The organism is Aquirufa avitistagni, assembly GCF_042715545.1.
In the GTDB taxonomy this organism is placed as follows: Bacteria; Bacteroidota; Bacteroidia; order Cytophagales; family Spirosomataceae; genus Aquirufa; species Aquirufa avitistagni.
In genome coordinates this window covers 143,141-166,411 of sequence record NZ_JBBKXZ010000004.1, presented here as the reverse complement: position 1 = coordinate 166,411, position 23,271 = coordinate 143,141, and the positions used below count along the sequence as shown (strand labels likewise).

17 protein-coding genes are annotated in these 23,271 nt (G+C 42.0%); 5 read left to right on the top strand and 12 right to left on the bottom strand.

Annotation, left to right across the window (positions count from 1 at the left end; translation table 11 throughout):
- From U0R10_RS10910 to U0R10_RS10880, 7 genes are all read right to left on the bottom strand, one after another.
- A complete protein-coding gene (locus tag U0R10_RS10910) occupies positions 1-2,088 on the bottom strand; it encodes a DUF1501 domain-containing protein (protein WP_377984004.1) in 2,088 nt (695 codons plus the stop codon).
- Positions 2,089-3,915, bottom strand: a complete 1,827-nt coding sequence (locus U0R10_RS10905; protein WP_377984003.1) for a DUF1800 family protein — start codon at positions 3,913-3,915, stop codon at positions 2,089-2,091.
- A gap of 148 nt (positions 3,916-4,063) precedes the next feature.
- A complete protein-coding gene (locus U0R10_RS10900; RefSeq protein ID WP_377984002.1) occupies positions 4,064-6,280 on the bottom strand; it encodes a ligand-binding sensor domain-containing protein in 2,217 nt (738 codons plus the stop codon).
- A 62-nt stretch (positions 6,281-6,342) separates the two neighbouring features.
- Positions 6,343-7,659, bottom strand: coding sequence for a hypothetical protein (locus U0R10_RS10895; protein WP_377984001.1), 1,317 nt, complete (start codon positions 7,657-7,659; stop codon positions 6,343-6,345).
- Between the two features lie 83 nt (positions 7,660-7,742).
- Complete coding sequence (locus tag U0R10_RS10890; RefSeq protein ID WP_377984000.1) at positions 7,743-8,645, bottom strand: histone deacetylase family protein; 903 nt, start codon at positions 8,643-8,645, stop codon at positions 7,743-7,745.
- Positions 8,646-8,700: 55 nt separating this feature from the next.
- On the bottom strand, positions 8,701-9,453 hold the full coding sequence (locus U0R10_RS10885; RefSeq protein WP_377983999.1) for a hypothetical protein: 753 nt from the start codon (positions 9,451-9,453) through the stop codon (positions 8,701-8,703).
- A complete protein-coding gene (locus U0R10_RS10880) occupies positions 9,453-10,106 on the bottom strand; it encodes a glycosyltransferase family 2 protein (protein ID WP_377983998.1) in 654 nt (217 codons plus the stop codon). The genes U0R10_RS10885 and U0R10_RS10880 overlap by 1 nt, the downstream gene beginning before the upstream one ends.
- A 350-nt stretch (positions 10,107-10,456) precedes the next feature.
- Between U0R10_RS10880 and U0R10_RS10875 the strand changes: the two genes are divergently transcribed.
- From U0R10_RS10875 to U0R10_RS10865, 3 genes are read left to right on the top strand one after another with little or no spacing between them, the layout of a single operon-like run.
- Entirely contained in the window at positions 10,457-12,835 is a 2,379-nt protein-coding gene (locus U0R10_RS10875; protein ID WP_377983997.1) for a zinc-dependent metalloprotease, read from the top strand.
- 12 nt (positions 12,836-12,847) lie between these two features.
- Entirely contained in the window at positions 12,848-14,155 is a 1,308-nt protein-coding gene (locus U0R10_RS10870; RefSeq protein ID WP_377983996.1) for a flavin-containing monooxygenase, read from the top strand.
- Positions 14,155-14,868, top strand: a complete 714-nt coding sequence (locus U0R10_RS10865; RefSeq protein ID WP_377983995.1) for an alpha/beta hydrolase — start codon at positions 14,155-14,157, stop codon at positions 14,866-14,868. The genes U0R10_RS10870 and U0R10_RS10865 overlap by 1 nt, the downstream gene beginning before the upstream one ends.
- 48 nt (positions 14,869-14,916) lie before the next feature.
- Here U0R10_RS10865 and U0R10_RS10860 read toward each other — a convergent pair whose 3' ends face one another.
- Genes U0R10_RS10860 through U0R10_RS10845 form a run of 4 tightly spaced genes read right to left on the bottom strand, consistent with a single transcriptional unit; the run spans position 14,917 to position 18,926 of the window.
- The gene (locus tag U0R10_RS10860; RefSeq protein ID WP_377983994.1) at positions 14,917-16,257 is read right to left on the bottom strand and encodes a Gfo/Idh/MocA family protein; all 1,341 of its coding nucleotides are present in this window, start codon (positions 16,255-16,257) and stop codon (positions 14,917-14,919) included.
- 21 nt (positions 16,258-16,278) lie between these two features.
- The gene (locus tag U0R10_RS10855; RefSeq protein ID WP_377983993.1) at positions 16,279-17,154 is read right to left on the bottom strand and encodes a formylglycine-generating enzyme family protein; all 876 of its coding nucleotides are present in this window, start codon (positions 17,152-17,154) and stop codon (positions 16,279-16,281) included.
- Complete coding sequence (locus U0R10_RS10850) at positions 17,132-18,142, bottom strand: FAD:protein FMN transferase (protein WP_377983992.1); 1,011 nt, start codon at positions 18,140-18,142, stop codon at positions 17,132-17,134. The genes U0R10_RS10855 and U0R10_RS10850 overlap by 23 nt, the downstream gene beginning before the upstream one ends.
- Before the next feature lie 4 nt (positions 18,143-18,146).
- Positions 18,147-18,926, bottom strand: a complete 780-nt coding sequence (locus tag U0R10_RS10845) for a 3-keto-disaccharide hydrolase (protein WP_377983991.1) — start codon at positions 18,924-18,926, stop codon at positions 18,147-18,149.
- 126 nt (positions 18,927-19,052) lie between these two features.
- Between U0R10_RS10845 and U0R10_RS10840 the strand changes: the two genes are divergently transcribed.
- The gene (locus U0R10_RS10840; RefSeq protein ID WP_377983990.1) at positions 19,053-19,649 is read left to right on the top strand and encodes an SOUL family heme-binding protein; all 597 of its coding nucleotides are present in this window, start codon (positions 19,053-19,055) and stop codon (positions 19,647-19,649) included.
- 251 nt (positions 19,650-19,900) lie between these two features.
- On the top strand, positions 19,901-21,907 hold the full coding sequence (locus tag U0R10_RS10835; RefSeq protein ID WP_377983989.1) for a T9SS type A sorting domain-containing protein: 2,007 nt from the start codon (positions 19,901-19,903) through the stop codon (positions 21,905-21,907).
- A 38-nt stretch (positions 21,908-21,945) separates the two neighbouring features.
- Here the strand turns inward: U0R10_RS10835 and U0R10_RS10830 are convergent, their stop codons facing one another.
- On the bottom strand, positions 21,946-23,226 hold the full coding sequence (locus U0R10_RS10830; RefSeq protein WP_377983988.1) for a M14 family metallopeptidase: 1,281 nt from the start codon (positions 23,224-23,226) through the stop codon (positions 21,946-21,948).
- Positions 23,227-23,271 lie beyond the last annotated feature (45 nt).

Genomic DNA, 23,271 nt, shown 5'->3' with positions numbered 1-23,271 from the left:
TTAATATTTTATCAATTTACACGTTGTTCTGACCGTATTGCCACTCATTTTAACTAAATACATTCCTGCGCTCAAATCGCTCAGGTCTACATCAACTAATCGGTTCATCGGTATATTATGCCTTGTTTGCATGGCGCTTGTGCCATGCATCGAATGGATACTGATGTCCACAACAAAGTCGTTACCAGGAATGAAAATTTTGGCTGGACCTGGTGTTGGATTCGGGAAGATATTAGTCTCTTCCGACAAAAATATTTCTTGATTGTAAGCCCCCTGGCATTCTTTCGTGGTCGTAATTCGTAGCGTATTGAGCCCTTTTTGTAAGGGCAAGTTGATTTTTGAATTGTCCGTTTCCGTTGAAATCCCATTCAAATTGATGAAATACGTTTCAGCCCCTTTCAGGTTCAGATTCAAACTTGCTGTCACGGAATCTACTGAAGTGACCGCATTGAGCGCTTGAGGTTCACTTATTTTAACTTCATATTTTCGCTCGTAGGAAGGCTTACCTTCTACTCGAATGGTGATGGAATATGTTCCAACGGCCAGATTTTCAATTTTTTGCGTATAATTGTTTGCCTTGGTTAACACCCCTGCACTGGTTTCACCAATCGATAAGGTATAGTCGAAATTCTTGTTGGAAGTACTAATGGTGATCGCGCCATTTTTTTGACCTATACATGAAGTTGAGCTTGCTATAACTGAAATAGCATCTGGAGCTAAGGAAAAAACTTCACAGCCATTGGTGTCAACCATCGCACCGATAGGCGTATTTAAGCATTTGTCATCCCGATCCAATATCCCATCCATGTCGTCATCTGCATATGCTTTGGTCAGGCCTACTTGGGTATAACTCTTGGTTAATACATTTTTCAAGGTCGCATCATTTCCCCCTAGCCATTGCTCAATGACGGAGGCATAAATTTGTCTAAAGTCAAATTCAGCTTCTAAATTATCTTCCCACGTGATTTTAGGATCTATCTTAGGGTTTTTGCCTAATACATTCGCATTTAAGTTGTTGCCAAAAATCATCATCGGGAAGGCCGTTCCATGATCTGTCCCATTCGTTGACCTAGAAACAATTCTTCTACCAAACTCGGAGAATGTGACCAACATAATTCGGTCAGAATCCCCTGTTTCATCTAAGCATTTCATTAAGGCAATAATGCCATCATTTACCGTTTTGAGGAGTTTCGCATGGTTGCCTTGTGTATGATCATCTTGAAGTACTTGCGAATCATGCGTATCAAATCCTCCTAGAATTGCATGATATACTCGGGTGTTTAATCCTCCGCGGATTAACCGACTCATTTGATAAAACTGACCTCCAAGTTCAGTATCCGGGAATTTGACCGAGTGATTTCCTTTTAAATAAGCCTTTTTAACAACAGTGCTGTATAAGTTTGACTGTTTGGCAATGGTCTGAATGTAATTTAGTTTATCGCCTGCGTAGGTACTTGGGTAGTTTGTGTCAAATTCATTCAGAATTTCATTGATATTTTGAGGGTCTCCGGCTATAAATCCTGGAAAAGTGGTTTTGCCAGTTAGCAATAATGAATTCGAATAACCTAATTCAATCGCCAAAGGGTCAGGGAATTTATTATTGGGATAGGCGGTTGGGAAATTTGGGTGCTCATGTTCGGCTAATCTACCTAACCAACCTGATGAAACAAACTCATTAAAATCGGATGCCGATTGCCAAATATCGGAGGACCTAAAATGTGACAAGTCTGGACTCGCATAACCAACATTCTGAATAATTTTCATTCTTTTTTCATCAAAAAGAATTTTCATATCCTTAAATTCCGGATGAAAGGCTAAATCGTTTTTCCCAAGTTGAATTAATTTCTTTTCGGGTATGATCACATGGGGGCGGACCTTATTCAGGTTAGCATATTGGTCCATCGGCGTAATCATGTTGAGTCCATCATTACCCCCATCGAAACGCAATACAATTAATATTTTGCCAGGTTCTACCGTATTTTCAAGTAGAGAATATTTCTTAGATGCGTCCAGATACGATAAATGAGGCATCATCGTACTGGCAGCTAGTGCATGAGAAAAATTATGTATAAAGTCTCTTCTTTTCATCTAAAAAACATGAATTTCATTTAAGTCAAATATTTGAGATAATATCTGTCCAACTCGTATATATAAAACGTTGAAGTTGTCTTTATTTGGGTTTTTTTGAAATGAATTAACAGCATCTGACCAGTAGTAATCTGGAAAGTTGTCCCCCAAAATGGATTTTTTAATTCGCAAAAATGCTTTTTCATTGATTTCTACACCTAAAATAAGAAAAGCCAATTCCCGAATGAATGAATTGATATTGCTTGGGTCTTTGATTTTCTTGAGAAGTAAGTTCACGTCAAAACGTACTTTAGGTCGATCAAAGAAATCGAGTCCATTTTTGGCAATTGCCTCGCCTAATTCTTTACGTCTTTTAATGGAATCAGAATTAATCCAAATCAAGTCATAGACTGGTTCTTGGTAGTACGCTTGCCAGCCGGAAACACTTGGCGGATTTCCAATCGAATATCCTTGCCTGCCAATGGAATGAAATTTTACTTGTGAAAAAATACGGTATGCTAGGTAAATTGGATCCAAATATTTGGAATCAAACTGCTTTTTGTCCTCGTCAAAAAATGTGTTGAATTTATCATAGCCTACATGTCCTTTTAATATTTCAAATTCCTTGTACATCCCCATGGAAAATTCCATCGGTGATTTAATCATGGAATTGTAAAATTCCTCTGCAAAGAAATATTCACTTTTTAATAATACTTTTAATGCCTCTGCCAACGAATAATTACTCTTCCTCAAAACCTCGGCCATGGGTTTGATGATATTCTCGTCTACGTAAACATTGATAACCGGGTAGACAAAGAATTGTACTAATCTTCTGCATAGGTGAATGGCGACCTCTTCTGTTTGGAATACCATGTCGAAGAACTCCTTCATTTCAATCAACCCTCCATCTTGGCCGGTTTTACCCTTAATCAAGCGGTTCCCATAGAATTTGGAGAATTGTTTGTCCCCCGTGTCATGGTTAAATTCATTGTAGTTGTTTTTCGTTACATAACCTTCGCCAACTATATTTTCCCAATACATTGAATCCCAGCCAACAAATAATCTGGCGGCTGCTTTCACATCAGATTCAGTGAATTTGGAAAAAGGCCTTTTACCTACCGTGAATAATTCTTGAATTTCACGTGCAAAATTTTCGTCTGGAGCTTCTTTTTTGCTGTATCTCAGATTCAGCAATTCAAGCATTCGTTCAGAAAGCGTAACATCGATTATGTAATCTTTATAACTTCTCCATGCCGCATCAAACGTTAATTTCATGCTATAATAGGTAGATTTTTGTCTTCCCCCATCATCTTTAAATGGCACGAGTGTATGAAAAAACAAAAAGAGCCTCCATCCTACAGAGGTAGGTTGATTATAAATACTGGTATAAACCCATGAATCAATCGCCCCCAATCTTTCCGCTCCAGCGAATTCAGGGACAAATCCTTCTCTTTCTTGTTTCGAATAAGGTTTACTGATGAAAGGTTCCCCAGGCTTTACATCATCTACTAAGTATTTTTTCTTGTAAGCTTCTGGCGGAAAATCATGGTAGTAATTGTTGACAGGCTCTCCGAAATCTGGTTTCTTGAAAATTAAATCAATGGCCTGATCTAAACTCAATCCATCCAGATCTTTCATGTGGCGTTCTGCATAGCCTACCAATACTCTATTGAGTAAATGCCTTTTCTGTTTATACCCAAATTCCCCCGTGTATTTGGCTAATGTTTTTTTAACATCAACCGTTTTATTTCGAGATTCTAATAGGGGTTTTAAATCAAAATTATCTTTCAAAAATGCATCGTATGCACTAGGAAGCTTTGCAGGATTTTTATTTAAAGTTGAATTCATATCCATAATCAAGAATCGGTTTCAGCCTATAATCAAGAGCTAATTCTACAAAGAGGATGGCCAATTCTCTAGAATAAATTTGAATTTAAGTAATTTTTTGGACTTCAAGTGTTTTAGCCAACAAGGTAATGTAGATTCAATTCATTAACTATTTCCCACCTACCGGCGCACTAATCACCTGTAAATAGCGTCCAAGCCAATAGGGCAACAACCAAATGTCACCTGCACTATGTTCAGAAGTCCCGTTGCTACGGGTATAGTCCAGCGTAAACATATTCGCATTGTGGCGTTGAATCGGTCTTTCATCAGGGGGTAGCACTTCTTTGGTCATTTGATTTCTGAAATTGGGGGCTAATTTTTCGATATCATTTCGGTGGCTATTTTGAATTGACCAATCTACCATATCAAGTGGATGTTCACGCAAATACCAAGCTGCCTCATTCAAATCAAATGCTTTCGCCCCTGTAAGTGCTGTGAAAATATTCCATGCTCCTTCCTTTTCAGGTCGTTCCATTTCCCAATGATCCAGGATGGATTTCTTGAAACTTGCCCGCAAGGTATCATTAAATGCATACCGGTATAAACCCCAATAGCCCACGAAATACATCTCGTCATCGGAATGATTCCAGCCGTCCGAAAGGTTTTTGGCAAATGGATCCGCATCGGTAGGAGCCTGGCCAATTTGACTCATAGGCCGCATTAAGTTTTCATAGTAACCATATTTTGCCATCAGCTCAAATGCCTTCTGCTTGTACATGGGCTTTTTTGTGAACCGATACGCAGTTTGTAACATGGCGATGATATTCGATGAATTGAGCTTGCGATCTCCAATGTGAATCGAAAAACCATTTACATATTTCGGATTCCATTTTCCCCACAACGTTGGCTTTCCATCATAGTCGATGAGATACATATCATTTTTAACAATATGCGACATCACGGTGTCAATCAAGACGATAGCCCGTTTTTGTAAATCAGGTACCTGTACCAATTCTGCTAAGGCACCAAATGCAAAAATATGGCCAATTACCTCATCCGAGGAGGTCGTCGATTTCCAATCCCACTCAGGTTCAGGTGAATGCTGCCAGCGTTCTGGATCTGATAACTTTTCGATAAATCCGCGTCTTTCATATGAACGTGCCGGGAACCCCGGAACAGGATTAACGGTATAGAGTCTTTCCATCGACTCAAACGCTTCGCGCACGTTTTCTAATGCCGCTGGCTCCTTCGTCACAGCATACCGAAAAATCTCCCCGCCCAAATACATGGAGGTCCATAAACCATCATTGTCTGAATCTGACAAATACCCAGTAGAAATATTTCCATGATCCATTCCGCTCAACCAGGCATTAAATCCATGTCGGATATGTCTCTCCCGAACTTGTGCCTCATAGTATAAAGCCTTCTCATGCAAGGTCATCGACTTAAAACAAATTTGACCTAAACCTCCATTGGTAACTATCAAAACGGAATTTTTAGGACCTTCAGCGATGGCATCAATGTGGTTGCCTGGAAGCCATCGCTCTCCTTGATAATAATCGAATTTGCCATCCTTGCGTAAGGCAAACGCACCATTTGTCGAACCAAACCAAACTTTATCCGCAATGATTTTTACCGCCGTTATTGCTTTTACCGGTATTTTCTGTTGGAGTACCCCTTGTTTTTTGCTCACTAAATCAACGGAGAAGTAACCATCCGTTGTGCCAATAATCCCTAAAGAAGCATGTACGTCAAACGCAGTGAAATTCGTTCCGGAAATCCATGGTGCCAACTGCCCTAATGCCGGATTAAATCGATACAAGCCTTGATTCGTTAACACCCAAAAATAACCACCCTTTGGTTCATGCCGAATGGACAGAATGGTATCGTTGGCTATTCGCGTTTTGAATACTGTCTTGGATTTATTGACCAAATGTAATTCCGATCCATCACTGATTAAAAAGGTGAAGTCGGTTCCTCCGGCGAGGATATTGGCATTTGCCAGCTCATGTTTGGCATACAGTGTGCCGGCCCAAGCGTGACTAAAAATTGCCTTGTCGTCCATGAAAACAAATTGATTTTTATATACCGTTATGCTTTGTATTTTTTTGTGGCTACTTGTACGGTTTCGTTGGTCCGGCCTTAAGCTTCCCGGATATAAAAAGGCACCATCGTGGGGTAGCATTAATCCCGTCGAACTCAAAATTTTGATGGCCCCATTGCGGTCAGCAAAGGCTGACTTGAGAGGTGATTTATCTTGATTATAATATTTAATACTATAATCTTGGTTGAATGGTTTATCGACATAGACAGGTTGGCCTGCATTTTTTTGACCCAAACAATAGGTGCTGATAACCACTAAAAGAAGGCTCATTATTTTTTTCATCTCACTGGATATTTTACCACGTATGTGCTTGATTGAATGTGATGTAAACGTCAATTGATAAACTACTGGTCCTGCGGTTTAGGACTCTCTTTAACTAGTTTAATCGCTTGTTCCATGTAAATTTCTGCGGTCATTTCTCCCAGAGACGTTTGCGTGATATAATCATAGCGTTTGAAAGAATTAAAGTCGACTTTAGCGAGCATGTATCCAAAGGCGTCATTTGTTAAGCCAAAAAGGAAAGGCATTTTGGTGTGCATATTTCGTTTGACATAATAGCCCACATTGGGTAAGGCCTCTCCGGGAACAGTTAAAATTTGTGCAGGTCCAATATTCAACAGATTCAATTGAGTCGTTACGAAATTCTCCTTAGTCACCTCATATTTCAAAGGTGATTTTTGCAGGATATAACGCATGATTTCGGAATCAATGGGAAATTCCAATTTTCTAGAGGTACAATAGATTGTTGGATTTTTTAGGACAGGAGCCTTGTCAACGATGCGCATCGCTTCCACCGCTAAAAGTTCACCGATTCGAATACATTCCTCCCAGGTGTTCGCCTCTTTCTGTTGTTCGCCTTCTTTTACATAGGTTAAACGCGTATCTGCCGTGACCATACCTCCCTGTGCACCATTCATAAATAAGGCGACCCCGCCAATGGTTGACTCGATTTTTTGATACATCGGTCCGATCAAGTCTGGGCTTAAAATACCTCTAGAGTTACCCAAAACTTCGGGATGCACAGCATAATTGACCAACGTTGCAATAGGCTTTCCTGCTCGAGGACCCGAGCTTGCCAGCGCCTGAATGATTCCACAACGTGGATCATATAGCGCTGGGGCATAATAATTATAGGCAATTTTACCTTGCGCTTCGCCCATGGCAACTTTCAATGTAGCAGGTTGTAAGTTGGCCGACGCCTCATTTACAGCTTCAGCGATTTGGTCAACACACCAATTTAAATACGCCAAATCTGCATAGCTTTTTCCCGATGCATCTGGAAATCCATAGGCATCCGGCGCACTGTGTGTATGCGTAGCGCCAATCAAAACATTTTCAGGTCGAATGCCTTTGATGCGTGCGCGTGAACGATTTCCTAGCACAGAGGTCCAGCCTAAGTTATCGACATTTACGATGGCAAAACGTTCCGTGCCTTGTTCAAATACCATGGCTCGAGCAAATAAATCCCCTCGTTTTTCAGTTACAGGATGTGGAATTCCTATACCGCCGGAGACAGGCAATAAGGGGTTTGGTGTTATAACTCTGACCGCTGCCCCCACACGGAGGTTTTGTGCTTCCAGCGTTCCAGTTAAAAAGAAAATTAGCATTAGACCTTTGAAGGTGGCATGAATCATTCCTGAAAAACTAGATAGTCGTATCATGGGGTTATAAAATAGGTTGAGGATAACTAGGTGTAAGCTAGCTAGTTTACAAACTAAATTAAGTAGAAAATTTCTAAACCCAATTAACCAAAAATATCCATGGCAAGACGGAAGGTATTGCAATGTGCGTCAACGATCACTTTGATATCGGGCGAATAGCCGCCTCCTAAAGCTACTACGACCGGAATTCCGTGCGATTTGGCTTGTTGGAATACAAGCTGATCCCGCATTTTACAATCTTCTAGACTCACGGCTAATTTGCCTAATTTGTCGGTTGCTAGAATATCTACGCCCGACAAATAAAATACAAAATCAGGTTGGACTTCCTTGAAAAGTTTGGGTAGTACATCGCTTAAAATCGCTAAATAGGTTGGCCCATCTGTTCCATCCGCTAAGGGAATATCCAAATCCGATTGCTCTTTATGAAAGGGGTAATTGGACCCACCATGCATACTAAATGTGAAGACTCTCGGCTCCTGTTGCATCAAACTTGCGGTACCATTTCCTTGATGTACATCTAGGTCAATGATTAATATTTTTTTGCTTTGTTTCGTCGACAGCAGGTAATTGGCCGCGATGGCCATGTCGTTGAGTAGACAAAATCCTTCTCCTCGATCTGCAAATGCATGGTGTGTACCACCTGCTACATTTAACGAAATGCCATTTTCGAAGGCAAATCCACAGGCATCAATTGTACCTTGTGTGATAATAAGTTCGCGATTGACTAATTCGGGGGATTGAGGAAAACCGATACGTCTGATTTCAGCTGGACTGAGGGCCTGATTTAGTAGTTTATTCACATATTCTTCTGAATGAGTCAGTAAAACGTGCTGTTTTGAACACCGAGTAGGTGAAAAAAATTGATCCCGACTGCAGGTCCCCTCATGGATTAGTTGGCCCGGAATCAGCTCATATTTCAACATAGGAAAGCGATGATTTTCTGGCAATTCATGGGCATAAATCGAATCGAACGCAATCTTAATCATGTGAGTAAAGGATGGATATTCGCAATAGTAACTAAATAATCCTGGGAAGGTTCGATTACTTATGGCGAAACCAGCAATCCGTTCGCTCCGTTTCGTATAACTTAAATACGGTATTTACCGGTGGACCCGAAATTATTTGATCCGTATATTGGGTCCGAGCCAAGTAATTAAATGCACCCATATCGCCGGTATAAGCTGTTTTATTGTTGGCATTATACCGTTCATGCAACGCACATAATTTTTCTAGGAAGCCCATAAAGACGGAAGTATGCCCACCCATAATGCCGCAATTGAGCAAAGTGTCCTGCCCAAAACGATTTTCGTAGGCTGCATATTCAGCTATTTGTTCCCGTAAATGTGCGGCATGATCGCGCATCCATTCATTATGGAGCGGTTTATCTTCATCGCCACAAAAAATGGCGCTGGGTTGATTGATAAATCTTTGATCTTCAAATGGGTTATTCACGAGGACAACATCCGAGACATCCGTAACAAAGACCCCGCGCGTTTCTAGCGCATGTTTTTCTAGGTAGTCACGGTAGACAAAATACCGGAAAACATTCGGGTTGAATGTGGGATTGTAGTCAATGCCAACAAACGAAACATACGCATTGGTATAGGTTTCGCAGGTCTTTGGACTCAAATTATTATGAAAAATGACTCCCTTGATTTTGGCAGCTGCAACGGATTCTGCCCATTCTTGGACTAAACGGTAGTCATCAGGTTCTAAGGTAGTATTTCGATTTACATCGTAAACTCCCGTGATGTGACAAGCCATCAGTAGAAAATCTGTTGGGTTGCCTGCCATTAAATATTCAGCATTAAATTCTCTTTCTTAACCGTGGAGCAGGTGCTATTGGGATTATTTCGGTAGTATATATACGTCTTAAGCGCCACTTTTTTAGTAGGAAATTGCGCTAATGCCTTCTCATAAAAATGGGAATCTGCCGCAAATCCACCCTCAAAATCGATGGCATTAAATACATGCTTCCGACCAAATAGTGTCCCAAATAATATCACTTCATCTAAATGGATATGCTTGGACAAATCGTTTTTATCGGGTACATAATAGTCTTCTGGCGAGTCAACGATGGTTTCGGTAGTCGAACAAATCAAATCGACGTCATGCATTTCGCGTAGACATGCACTCAAGTGATTGGGTTTATATTCATCATCGCTATCTAGGATGGTGATGAAATCCCCTTTACTATTTAACACGCCTCGATTAATCGAATCGGCCTGCCCCTGATTGCGATGACGTATGTAGACAATTTTGTCTTCATGCGCTTCCACTAAACGTAATAAGGAATCGCGATCATTCGCTAAACTGCCATCATCGATGATAATCAATTCGAATTCTTGAAAATCTTGATTTAAAACGGACCTAATGGCGCGTTGGCTAACTTCAAAATCCGTGTTATACAACGACATTAACACGGAGATTTTTACCGGAATAGACATGAATTAGAAGCGATTTTAGGCGGAATTAAACGGTGCAAACTTAGCTGGATAATCTGTATAAAACTAATCTAATGGCTAGGTTCATCCCAATGAAGTATGAATTATTTAAGCGTCAGGTAGCTTTCGTTTATTGATTAAAATGAAGACCAAAAAATCGGCAATATCATGGAAAAAACTTTGCAACGTAATGCGTGTGATTAATGCAAATTCATTTTTGTTCGCACATATCCGTTCACCCGTGAATTAATCGGTTGGATTTTGTCAAATATATTACCAATTTGTGACCCGTAAATATGAGTCGGACGCTCGCATATTTTGGCGTTACGACACCTACCTGTTTATCACATACTATGAAAAAAATTATCCTACTTTTTCTCCTATGTAGTTTAGGAGTCCAAGCGCAAATTGCCGACAAACTCAAGTTGATGAAAGCCTATTCCGGCTATTTCAATTTCTATTACGACGACTCAAATGACAAGATTTACCTCGAGGTCAATAAACTCAACGAGGAGTTTTTGTATGCCTACTCACTTGCGCAGGGGGTGGGGAATAACGATTTGGGTTTGGATCGTGGCCAATTGGGCAACGAACAAGTAGTCTATTTCGAGAAACAAGGGAATAAACTTTTCCTCGTTCAACCCAATACCCGTTATCGGGCAAATACGACGAATGCGCTGGAGAAGCTTTCGGTCCAACAAGCCTTTGCGAAGTCGGTGCTGTTTGGATTCAAAATCGAACATGCATCCAATGGATCCTATTTCATCGATTTTACGGATTTCCTTCTGCAGGATGTGCACGGTGTTTTGAAACGCCTTTCACAAGCCAAACAAGGAACTTATAGTTTGGATAAATCCAAAAGTTCATTGGCCTTAGAACGAACAAAATCTTTCCCAAAAAATTCAGAGTTTGAAGCACGCCTCACTTTTGCAGGTAATGGAACTGGTGCAGAGATTCGCTCGGTCGCTCCCAATGCGGACTATGTGACGGTTGTGGAACATCATTCATTTATTGAATTGCCTGATAGCAAATATCAGCCACGTTTATTTGACCCGCGATCAGGGGCAAATGCCATTACTTTTCAGGATTATGCCTCTCCCGTTCAGGAAGTCATTGAAAAGAAATGGATTACCCGACATCGCTTAGAAAAGAAGGATCCAAGCGCAGCGGTTTCTGAGGCGGTAAAACCAATCATTTATTATTTAGATAACGGAACCCCGGAACCCATTCGCTCTGCCTTGATGGAAGGAGGTCGCTGGTGGAATCAAGCGTTTGAAGCGATAGGTTACAAGGATGCATTTCAAGTCAAATTATTGCCTGAAGATGCGGATCCGTTGGATGTCCGTTACCATGTTATCCAGTGGGTGCATCGTTCCACCCGCGGTTGGTCCTACGGCGCCAGCATCGCAGATCCGCGAACGGGTGAAATTTTGAAAGGTCACGTAAGCCTAGGTAGTTTACGCATTCGCCAAGACTTCTTAATTGCCCAAGCACTCATGAATGCACCTTTTGCGGTTGACGGTTCCCATAATGGGCCAATGCTTGCGATGGCTTTGGCACGAATCCGACAATTAGCGGCGCATGAAATAGGCCATACGCTTGGATTTGCCCATAATTATGCGGCAAGTGCGCGTGCGAATACCAGTGTCATGGATTACCCGCATCCACAAGTTGAATTCAAGGGAAAACAGATGGACTTCAGCCATGCCTACGACACCAAAATTGGGGACTGGGATAAGGTATCTGTCGATTATGCTTATGGAGCGCACAAGACGCAAACGGAACTTAATCAGGTTCTTGATCAAGCCTATGAAAAAGGACTTCGGTTCATTACTGATTCGGATGCGCGTAACCCGGGTGGAGCCCACATCTATGCGCACCTGTGGGATAATGGCACGACCATTGTAGATGAATTGAAAAACATTTTGACTGTTCGCCAAAAAGCAATTGCCAATTTCTCCGTGAATAACATTCGTCCCAATGAAACCTATTCACATTTGGAAGATGTATTTGTTCCCCTGTATTTCTTGCATCGCTATCAGACGGAAGCCGTGTCCAAGATCATAGGTGGTTCGGAATATAATTATGCCGTTCGTGGAGGTAAGGAACTCGTAATGTCACCAGCTCCACTTGCCTTGCAGATCGACGCACTTCGTACGCTGAACACAACATTGGACGCTCAAACCTTGGCCATCCCCAAAGATAAACTTGCTTTGTTTCCGCCCCGCGCGTTCAATTATGACCGGACGCGGGAATCGTTTAAGGGGAAAACTGGTATCACGTTTGATCCGTTCGGTGGGGTAGAGGCGGCGGCCGACTTCACATTAGATTTTCTATTACACCCTGATCGACTATCGCGATTGGCCGGTAACAAGGCCGTGGACGCGAAACAATTAGGCGTCGCAGAAACCTTACAGTCGCTAACGCAAGCAACGATTTTCAAATCGCATGCGGATTCCTACCTGCAAGCGACCCAGGAAACGATTAATTTCAAGGTGCTTTCAGCTTTATTAAATGTATTAAACGCACCATCGATTTCGCCTCTTGCCGCAGCGGAGGTGCAGGAAACGGTACAAAAAATTCGTGCCTTTTATGGTAAGAATCCTAGTACGATGGCCAAATACATGGTTCAAACGATTGATCAATTTAAAGCAAACCCAAGCGATTGGAAACCGATGCAAACACCGAACATTCCCGACGGCGCCCCGATCGGGATGGACTGTTTGGATTAAACCTATAAAACGATGAAAAAAGTATGTGTGATAGGTGCCGGACCTTCCGGCATCACGGCGTTGAAAAATTTACGCGACGAAGGGCTTGATGTGGTTTGTTACGACTTCAACACGAATGTGGGCGGTAACTGGATTTATAATGAAAAGCTGAGTCATTCAAGTGTCTTTGAAACGACGCATATCATTAGCTCGAAAACGCTTTCGCAATATGAGGATTTCACCTTTGATGATTTCGAGGCGGGTTTGCCGGATTATCCTTCGCATGACCAACTGCGCCGTTATTTTCAGGCTTACGCTGCAAAATTTAATTTGTACCCCCACATTCAGTTTAATACGCTTGTGGAATCATGTGTGTTAGATGAGTCGAATCAATGGATCGTTCAAACGAGTCACGAAGGCGTATCAAAAACGGAGGAATTCACCCATTTAGTGGTTTGCAATGGCCATCATTGGAAACCTCGTATGCCGCACTATCCAGGAAATTTTACAGGGAAACTGATGCACTCCCATGAATTTAAAAACGCAACACCATTTAAGGATCAGCGCATTTTGGTTATTGGCGGAGGAAACTCGGCGTGCGATGTGGCCGTAGAGACGAGTCGGGTGAGTGCGAAAACAACGATCAGTTGGCGCCGCGGCTACCGCATCGTTCCTAAATTCCTCTTTGGCAAGCCGAGTGACGTAGTCGCATCCCGCATGGCATTCTTACCTACCAAGTTGAAGTTTTTCTTTTCGGAATTAACGGTCAAGATTTTTTCGGGGTCCAATAAGAACTACGGATTGCCTGAACCGGAACATGCGATTACCGGAACGCATCCCACGATCAATGAAGAATTGTTGTACAAAGTACGTCATGGTAAGGTTTTTCCGAAGGGCGATATCGAGCGATTTGATGGAGAACAAGTACACTTTAAAGATGGATCTGTGGAGGCATTTGATACGATTATCGCTTGTACAGGGTATATTTTGGCGCATCCATTTTTCCGACAAGACTTTTTGAATTACAGTGAAGGGGATGTTCCCTTGTATTTAAAAATGCTCCATGAGAAATACGAGAACTTGTTTTTTGTAGGCATGTTCCAGCCTTTGGGTTGTATTTGGCCGGCTGCTGAATTGCAGAGTAAGATTGCCGCTAGAGCCATTGCAGGAACGTGGAAGCGACCTGAAAATATGGCTGAATTATGCCAAAGGGAAGTGACGCATCCACATTTAAATCAAATCAAAACACCGCGTCACACGATAACGGTGGACTTTCATTTGTTTACAAAGCAGTTGAAAAAACACTTGCCGCAAAACTACGTGCGTAAATCACTCGCTTAATGAAAGAAACCATCGTTTTTGTCCATGGGATGAGTCATGGTGCTTGGTGCTGGGAGGAATATTTTGTTCCTTATTTTGAGCAGCAAGGGTATGCGTGCGTGGCGATAAACCTTCCCGGTCATGAGGTAGCTGGGAGCACAAAAGCGATTCATTATGCAATGAGTGATTATGTTCATGCACTTTCAGAAGTCGTTGGCAAGCTTTCCCTAGACCCCATCATCATGGGGCATTCCATGGGAGGGATGATCTTGCAACGGTTTTTGGCCAAAGGAGGTAGATGTAAACAAGCTATTTTGATGTCCTCTGTTCCACCAGTCGGGGTGCTTATGCCCAGCCTTCGCGTGTTGTTTCAAAACCCAGGTGCATTTAAATTCTTGTTTCAAGCAAATTTGTTGGGGGTATTCAGAAAGTATCCGCGTTTAATGTTTGGTTCGAATGAAAAGACAGAACAGTACGCAAACTTGATGTGTGCCGAATCTTTTTGGGCTTATTTACAATTAATGATGCCGATTGGTCGCGTCCAGAAAAAGTTGCCGACGCTCGTGATGGGTGGTTCTGCAGATGCATTGATTTCGGTAAATGAGTTCAAGCAAACCGCGGAATACTATGGAACTTCGTTGGAATTGATCGAGGGAGGTTCACACGATTTAATGTTGGATCCCAACGCCCATCAACATGCCGCTTTGATCCATCGGTGGCTTGAAAATTCTTAGTAAATCAATTAATGAAAAACCCCACCTCGAATCAGGTGGGGTTTTATGTTACTTAAAATAGCTTGTCTTTCCGGGAACTGCGACACTGTATAGGCCATTGGCATCCGGTTTTGAAGGCATATCTGCATCCCAAGCAAAGCGCGATGGGGCAATGTTGATGCCTGAATTAATGGCCTTATCCCATTCGATTACTTGGCCGGAGTAGGTTGCCATACGGCCTAAAATCGATGTCATCGTTGAATAAGCGCCATTTTCTGCATCCGCGTACTTATAATCTCCCGCGGCCACGGTCGCCCAAAGTTCATCGTGTTCGGTTTGGTATGGATTGTTTTCCTTCGTTTTCTTATCAAAGGCATATTGAACATTTCCTTTGTGATCAAGGATCTTAGCCGCATCAAAATGTACTTTGCCTTTTGTCCCAACCACGTGTTCATCCACTTTAGCCCAGGTACCAGGAATATGCCGACACTGACTATTTAAAATCGTTCCGTCTGCGTACTCAAACTCTACGATGTGGTGATCGAAAATTTCACCGAAATCTTTTCCTTTCCGAACCTCGCGTCCACCGGTACCGCGTGCACGAACAGGATAGCCATTTTTCACCCAATTAATCACGTCGATATTATGAACGTGTTGTTCTGTGATGTGATCCCCACAAATCCAGTTAAAGTAATACCAATTGCGCAATTGATATTCCATCTCAGTTTGTCCTTCTTTACGCGGTTTCACCCAAACGCCATCGTTGTTCCACCAGCAAGAAGCAGAAACCACATCGCCAATTTGGCCATCTTGGATGCGCTTCATGATTTCGCGGTAGGAATTTTGATAGTGACGCTGCAAGCCTACAACGACATTTAATTTCTTTTGCTTGGCAATTTTGGCAGCGGTTAATACGCGCTGGATACCTGCGGGATCAGTTGCCACGGGTTTCTCCATGAAAATTTGTTTGCCTTGCGCAACCGCCTCTTCGAAATGCAAGGGACGGAAACCCGGAGGCGTTGTTAAAATCACGACATCGGCTAATTCCATGGCGCGTTTATAGCCATCGAATCCCACAAATTTTCTATCCTCGGGTACATCTACTTTTTGTCGGATAGGTATGGCTTTGGCAGAGGCGTCCTTTTCACGTGATTTCATCAAATTACCATAGCAATCATCTAGGCGATCACGAAAAACATCCGCCATCGCGACTAATTGAATATTTTCTTTCGTGCTCAATGCTTGTGTAATGGCACCTGTACCACGTCCTCCACAGCCAATCAAGGCAACCTTAAGGGTGTCATTCACTAAACTTTGGCCTGAAAAAGCATTCGATGCCCAAGGAGCTAAAATCAATCCACTCGCTGTTAGGCCGGTTTGCTTCACAAAATCTCGTCTTGTATTTTTCATTCGTTTTATTTGAGGTTTAGTTTATAAGTATTTTTCAAAAAATGAGTTAATTTCTTTTGCAGAGGGTTGTTTTGCGGGACGCATAATCCGAAACCCCACAAAGGGAGCATCTGCATTCCACCATATACTTTTCGGAATTTGAGGGTCCCGTCGGTTCCAAATGGGATCAGCCGGAATGCGATGGGTTGCACTAACCCGATTAGCTGGATCTTGGTAATTTCCTCCTCGGACAACGGCATCCCCATATTTGTCAATAAAAACGGGGCTCTCTTTGCCGGGGTAATTTGCGTCATCATACTGGTCCAGTACCCATTCAGATACATTCCCGAGCATGTCGTGAAGACCCCAGGCGTTTGGTTTCTTTAGGCCCACTTGATGGTATTTGTCTCCTGAATTTTCCTGAAACCAGGCGTAGTCTCCAAGTTTTTCGCTGGGTATTTGGGCTCCTGCCCGGCAGGCGTATTCCCATTCCTGCTCGGTAGGTAGGCGATAGAAAATGCCTGTTTTAGCGTATAACCATTTGCAAAACATGATTGCCGCGTATTGTTGCATGGAATTGGCTGGATATCCGCCTACTTTTCCCATCCCCAAGGTGAAATCTATGTAAGGAGGACTAGGTCTAGTGATGGCATCAGGGCCGTCTTTGGGTGGCTTGGGTTCTGGGTCTCGGGATTCCTCGAAAAATAATTGGTATACATCGTAGGTTAACTCCGTTTTAGCCATCCAAAAATCCGGTATTTGTACTTTTTTTGATGACGTTACGGGTAGGCTTCCTGAGGGAATGGCGACCATGTCAAAAGAAACATGGGTCTGAGGAATGGCTTGTTGGTACGATTTCAATCCCTGCGCAATAATCCCATGGGAAAACAGTAAACTAATGAAGACCAGCTGCCTCATGGGGTAATAGATTATAGTTGAATAGGATTTTGGGTTCGCCAGATTCATTTTCAAAAATGAGGAGGCGAACATTTGCCAATTTTACTACTAATTTTTCAATTTCTTGCAAGGTCATTACCGTGGCGGCGGTGGCAAGCCAGTCGGCCAGCGTCCCGTCCACCGCGATGGCTGTCGCGGATCGAGCATGCGTTAAGGCCATTCCGGTTCTGGGATCGATTACATGTGAAAATTGTTTTCCTGCTAAGCGTAAAGTTTGATACGTTTTGCCGCTGGTGGCAATGGACTCATTTTTAAGGGCAATGGTTTTCGGTAATAGGGCGTTAGATGCGGGCAGTTCGATGCCCACTTCCCACGCCAAACCGGAGGGGCCTTGACTGGTCATGACGATTTTTCCGCCTGCATCCACGAGGGCGTAGGGAAAGCCGGATTGTTTTAATTGTTCTAACACACGTTGTGCCACGAATCCCTTTCCTAAGGATCCAAGGTCTAGTTGGCACGCGGAATCCAGCAACCTAACCGCAGTAGAGTCGCTTGAAAATTCCAAACACGTCCCTTGTATCTTTTTGGCTAGTTGGACTAATGCCACCTCACCCGGCATTTCTTGATTCCTGCGTGCTTGTCGCCACAAACTCACCTGTTTCCCTGCAAATACATTTAATGCGCCATGGCTAAGATTTTTGGCGATGAGCGATTCGTTTAAAATGGCTCGAAAAGCTTCATGGATGGGAAAGAATTTACCGGTTCCTGCCAAGCGATTTACTTGGCTAAGTTCGGAGTTTGGCTGATAATCGCTGAGTATTCCTTCCAGTTGGGAGGCCAATTGAAATGCGCGTTTAACTGCTTTGGAAATTCCGGTTGAGTCTGCACACGAAATAGTTATTTGGAAAGGGGAGCCCATGCGCTGGGTTTCGTAGGTGTATTTATGAAACTGCGCATGTGCATCGGTAATGAAAAAAAGAAATAGTAGTCCTAGGATATGTTTAACCATCAGTCTATTCTTTCGATAAATCTAGGAGCTCAATGTGACGGAAATCAATTTCTTGACCTTCGCTTTGCAGGGCAATGAAACCACTTTTCAATAATTTTCCGTCGATTTTCAGGGCAGGAATGTAGCGATTAGCGACACCGCCGCCTATTTGTGGCTGCGTGTATTCCAAAACCGTTTCACCGTTTATCATGTGGGTAACCAGCGAGTCTCCGCGAACGATTAACTCAGCGGTGATCCATTGTTCGTTTTCAAATGTTTTGGAAGTGGAGTTGATGCAATGTCTCGGGTCGATTTTCCCTTGAAAAACTACGTCGGTACCAGGTGAGCACATGTTGCCCGTGGGTCTTGGTTTGCCATCTGCTAAAATTCCTAAGAATTGCATTTCGACGGAAATAGGCCAATCTTGTTCTTTGGGCATGGTATTGGGATCTTGGGAGTGGAACATGACCCCGGAATTTTTCTCTGTATAGTCAGGTGCATCTTTTCGCCAAACGCCTGTGAAGCGATATTGCAATCGAAGTTTATAGTGAGAAAAAGGTTTGTTGAAGTACAGGTGGCCGTATCGCTCGTTGAATTGGTCATATTGATCGTAGCGAACTTTGATCATGCCGTCTTCTGCGCGAAATGTGTTTCCAAAATTATCGCCCACCTCATGGTGGTGGATTTTTACGGTCCAATTAGTTAGGTTTTTTCCGTTAAATAATTGAATCCATTTTTCCTTTTTTGGTTTGGCTTGGGCTGAAAAAGCCATGCAAGACAGCGCAATGAGTAGAAATCGTTTCATAGGGGAGGTTTATTGTTTTAAAGTAAGGCAATTGCAGGTAAAAATAAAATTATTGTTTCGAGAGATCGGGAAACTATTTTGTAAGTTATTCAGTTTAAGGTCAGTACGAACTAAACATTCCTTGACATGAAAGCTTTTTACATCATCGCGAGCATTGGTTTTATATTCCTAATGATCCAATCATATCAGTTGGTGAGCAGTAATTTAAAAACCGAAAATCAGAAATATAGGCTCGTGCGCAAGGAGGCTAAATTTGAAATTCGTTTTTATCCTGCAGCTACGTTTGCTAAAATTTACAGTCAGGGTACCAATTACAAGTCGGTGGCCAGCAGTGGTTTCCGCAAATTAGCCGGTTACATATTTGGTGGAAATGATCAGGGTAAGAGTATTGCTATGACTTCGCCGGTGCGTATGGAGATTGGAAATCAGGGGTCGACGATGAGTTTTGTGATGCCTGAAAAATACACATCGTCAGATTTGCCTAAGCCAAAAGATTCGGGCGTACATATTGTCAAGTCTAGCCCACAATATGTGGCAGTCATTCGTTTTGGTGGCTATGCGGATGATGAAAAAATTACCGAAAAGCGGGATGAGTTACTGGCATTGATTCAAAAAAAAGGCATTAAGGTCGCTGGAGAATATTCGTTTTTAGGCTATAATGCTCCTTTTCAGTTTTGGGGAAGGAAGAATGAGGTGGTGATTCCCATTGAATGGAAGGAGTAAGTTTGTCATTTGCCATGCTATCCATGTGGCTTAATTTGCATTAGATAAGTTTTTAATCAAATTGATTTATTCTTAATTTCGGGGCAACTCATAGCCCTTCCTTTGGATGCGTGCTTTTAATTTAGATACGCATGGCTTGCAGGATTTTGTATATTTTTTTGGGGTTACTTTTTTCACAAATATCTTTTGCTCAGTCTAAGCTTTTGGGTGAGAATTGTCAAATGGAGGTTGGTTCAAGTCAACTTTCAGAAGTGGCTAGTCAATCCACAAATCAACATGCGAATACAAAGCCCGTTGTCAGATTGGCTTATTTGATCCCAAAAAATCGAGTGGCCAAACCTTATGCAGTCGCTAATATGCAGTATGCGATGAAGCAAATTCAAAAGTTCTATCAGGATCAAATGGAATTAAATGGCTTTGGAAAAAAGACTTTTACCTTGGAACTTGATGCGAAGGGAGCTCCTATAGTACACACTGTGAAATCACAAACTTTTGATGATACCTATTTCTGGTCAGATATGTGGGGTAGGTCATTGACTGAAGCCTCTAAACTTGGTATCGGTATCTGGAAGCGAGGAGAAACGTGGGTGGTTATTACGGAGTGTCATGTGATGGGTCAAGATGGGTCTATCAGTGGTGGGACTGCTTTGGGTGGTGGTTTTGGATCGGGAGATGGGGGTGGCGTTGCGATGATTGGATCAAATGCTTTAGCCTTATTTAGTGAATCTAATTTTACTTCTAATCAGGCATATGCAGGTCAATTGAATGCGGATTTGGGCCCATTGCCATTGGTCAAAGATAAATCCTTTGCATGGTTTGAAGGAACTACGTTTAGTTCGGTTACATCATCTTATTTGGGAGCATTGGCACATGAATTAGGGCATGCCTTTGGATTGCCTCATGATTTTAGAAATGATGAAAATTTTTATGGAAATATGATGGGGAATGGCTTGAGAGGAATTCGGGGTAATTTTTATCCAAATACCTATGAGCAAAACTATACACGTCTTTCATATGCAGATGCGCTGATTATAAACAGAAGTCATTTTTTTAATCAAGCGCTAAATCAGTCAATTTCTCCGGTTGAAATTTCGAGTCTTCAATTACAAGGTGGCATGATGAAAATCGATTATAAAATTTCAAATGCCAATCCGTTAAGTTCAATTCACTTGCAATTAAACGGTGATTTTGTTGAGGAGCGCGTGTTGAATGGGCGAACGGTGGTTGGCTCTTTTTTAACACCATATTTGTCGGAAAATGCGACGAATAACTATCAAGTTTCGGTATATGACCAACAAGGAAATAGAACTAGCCAAAGTAAACCCATTACCTTAACTACAGTGCCTACTCGAATGGCAACACCATTTATTAAGGTGAGTCCTTTGCAACGATTACCTCAAAATTTACAAGTGGAATATGCGGCTTCTAATTCTGCAGAATATCTAAATAAGAACCTCGTCTATACGTGGGAGCAGAGTAATGATCGTATTACCTACCGGAAATTTGGTCAAAATAAAAAGGAGGTCATCACAGATGATTTTGATAAGAAATTTGTCCGACTAAAAATTAAGTCAGACAAGGATAGCGTGTATTCCACTTCGATTTTTGTTGTGTCTTCGCCACATTTTGATCGAGACGTGGATGGTGTTTTAGATCATTTAGATTTATGTTTGAACACTCCTGTAGGTAGTAAAGTGGACACAAATGGGTGTGCGGATAGTCAAAAAGATACGGATAAAGATGGACTGATGGATCATGTGGATGATTGTCCCACTATTCCTAATCCGAGTACGCCTATTATTGAGATCAAGAATTTTATAGAGCTTTCAGCGAATAATGGCACTAGTTATACATGGTTTTTGAATGGGAAGGCAATAGCTGACCAAAAGACAGCCTTAATTAAAGCTACATCTTCAGGAATTTACACTGTAATGGCATTTAATTCACAAGGGTGTAAAAGTAAATTGTCTACCTCCGTGTCTATACTAATTACTGGAAATCAAGTGGAAGAAGCATTTTTGCCCCTAGTTTATCCAAATCCTGTGCATGATAAACTACAGGTTAAGATCCCATCTAATTTTTTGCCCAATGCAAAAATTAAACTTTTTAATCTGAATGGCATTCCTTATCTACAAAGGGAAAACTTGGTAGAAGATTGTATACTTGATGTTCAGGCGTTACCTGTAGGAACCTATTTACTTCAGATTTTAGATTCAAGTGAAACGCATACCCAATCCGTGAAAGTCAGTAAGCAGTAAGGGGTTTTTCAGGCTGAAATAGTTTAAATAATCATTTTTTACTTCAAATACTCCAAAGAAAGTCGCATCAAACTTTCGGCTGCCGTCTTCGATTTTAAGGATGTAAATTCCCGTGAAGTGTTATCGCCAACTTCATATACCAATGCTTCAGCGTTAAACTCCCGATTAAAAAATGCTTTAGAAATTACCCCAGAGGTAGGTTTACTTCCTCTGGCATTTACTTTATAATCTGGAATTGCTTTTTCTAGCGACTCGAACCAACGGCTAATTAGTCCGTCCATGTGGGTGGGCTTTTCCGTTATATTCGTATAAAATATATCATCCCAAGTGGAATGAAAATCAATCCCAAAATAGAGTTTACGCTGCGTTCCAGTGAGTTTTTTGCGTAGAAAATCACGCACAATTTGAGTCTCGGGTTGATTAAAGTCCTCCCAATCCCGATTGAGGTCAATTCCCCCGGTGTTATGTCGCCAATGTCCATTATCTACTCCATCTGGGTTCATCATAGGGACCACATAGACGGTATATTCTTTTCTGAATTTTTTCGCAGTTTCAGAATCCACACAAAGTGACTCTACAAATGCCTGCAAAGCAAATTGACCCGTAACCTCAGGCGGATGCAAACGCCCGATCACAATCATAATCTTTGAGTCCGACTGATCTTCACCAATACGTAAGCATTGAAATGGTCTATTTTGAGGTGATTGGCCAATGATTTCACTGGATACAAATTTGTTTTTCAGTATACCTTTCGACCAATCATTTACAATCGACGAAGTCATCAGTTCTTGCGCAGCTACCCAAGTGGTTTTGCTATCTGCACGAACGCGCACATAGGCAGACTCCGACAGCGCATTGTCTTGGAAATTTTGATTTTTTGCTTGTGGATCTTTGACTAAGATACAATCGGTTGAATCAACTACTTGCCACGTTTTACCATCCCGACTGATCTTTGGGAAATAGCGATGTTTGGCATTTAAATAGGTTAGGTGAATCCAAATAGTCTTAGGGTTCTTACTTGTTACTTTAAACGCGTACCAGGGACTCGGATTGATAGGGTAATTTTCGGCGGCAATGATTGCCGTATACAGCGTATCATTATCTTGCGTGATTCCGTTGAGTCTCGCTCCGGCAAAATCATTATCAAATGAAATGTTCCCTAAGGTTTGTTGGCCACGCCACTGTGGAATAATCGCATGGTTACGTGTGTCTACTTTTCCAGTACTAGAGGCTGATTGTCCCTCAAATTTGGGTTTGGTATTCTGTGAAAATCCTGAAAAAGTTAAGAAAAATAGGAGAGCAGTAAATAGTTTATTCATTTTGAGTTAGCGTCTAGGATGAAGTAAAGTTTCAGCTGGCAATTT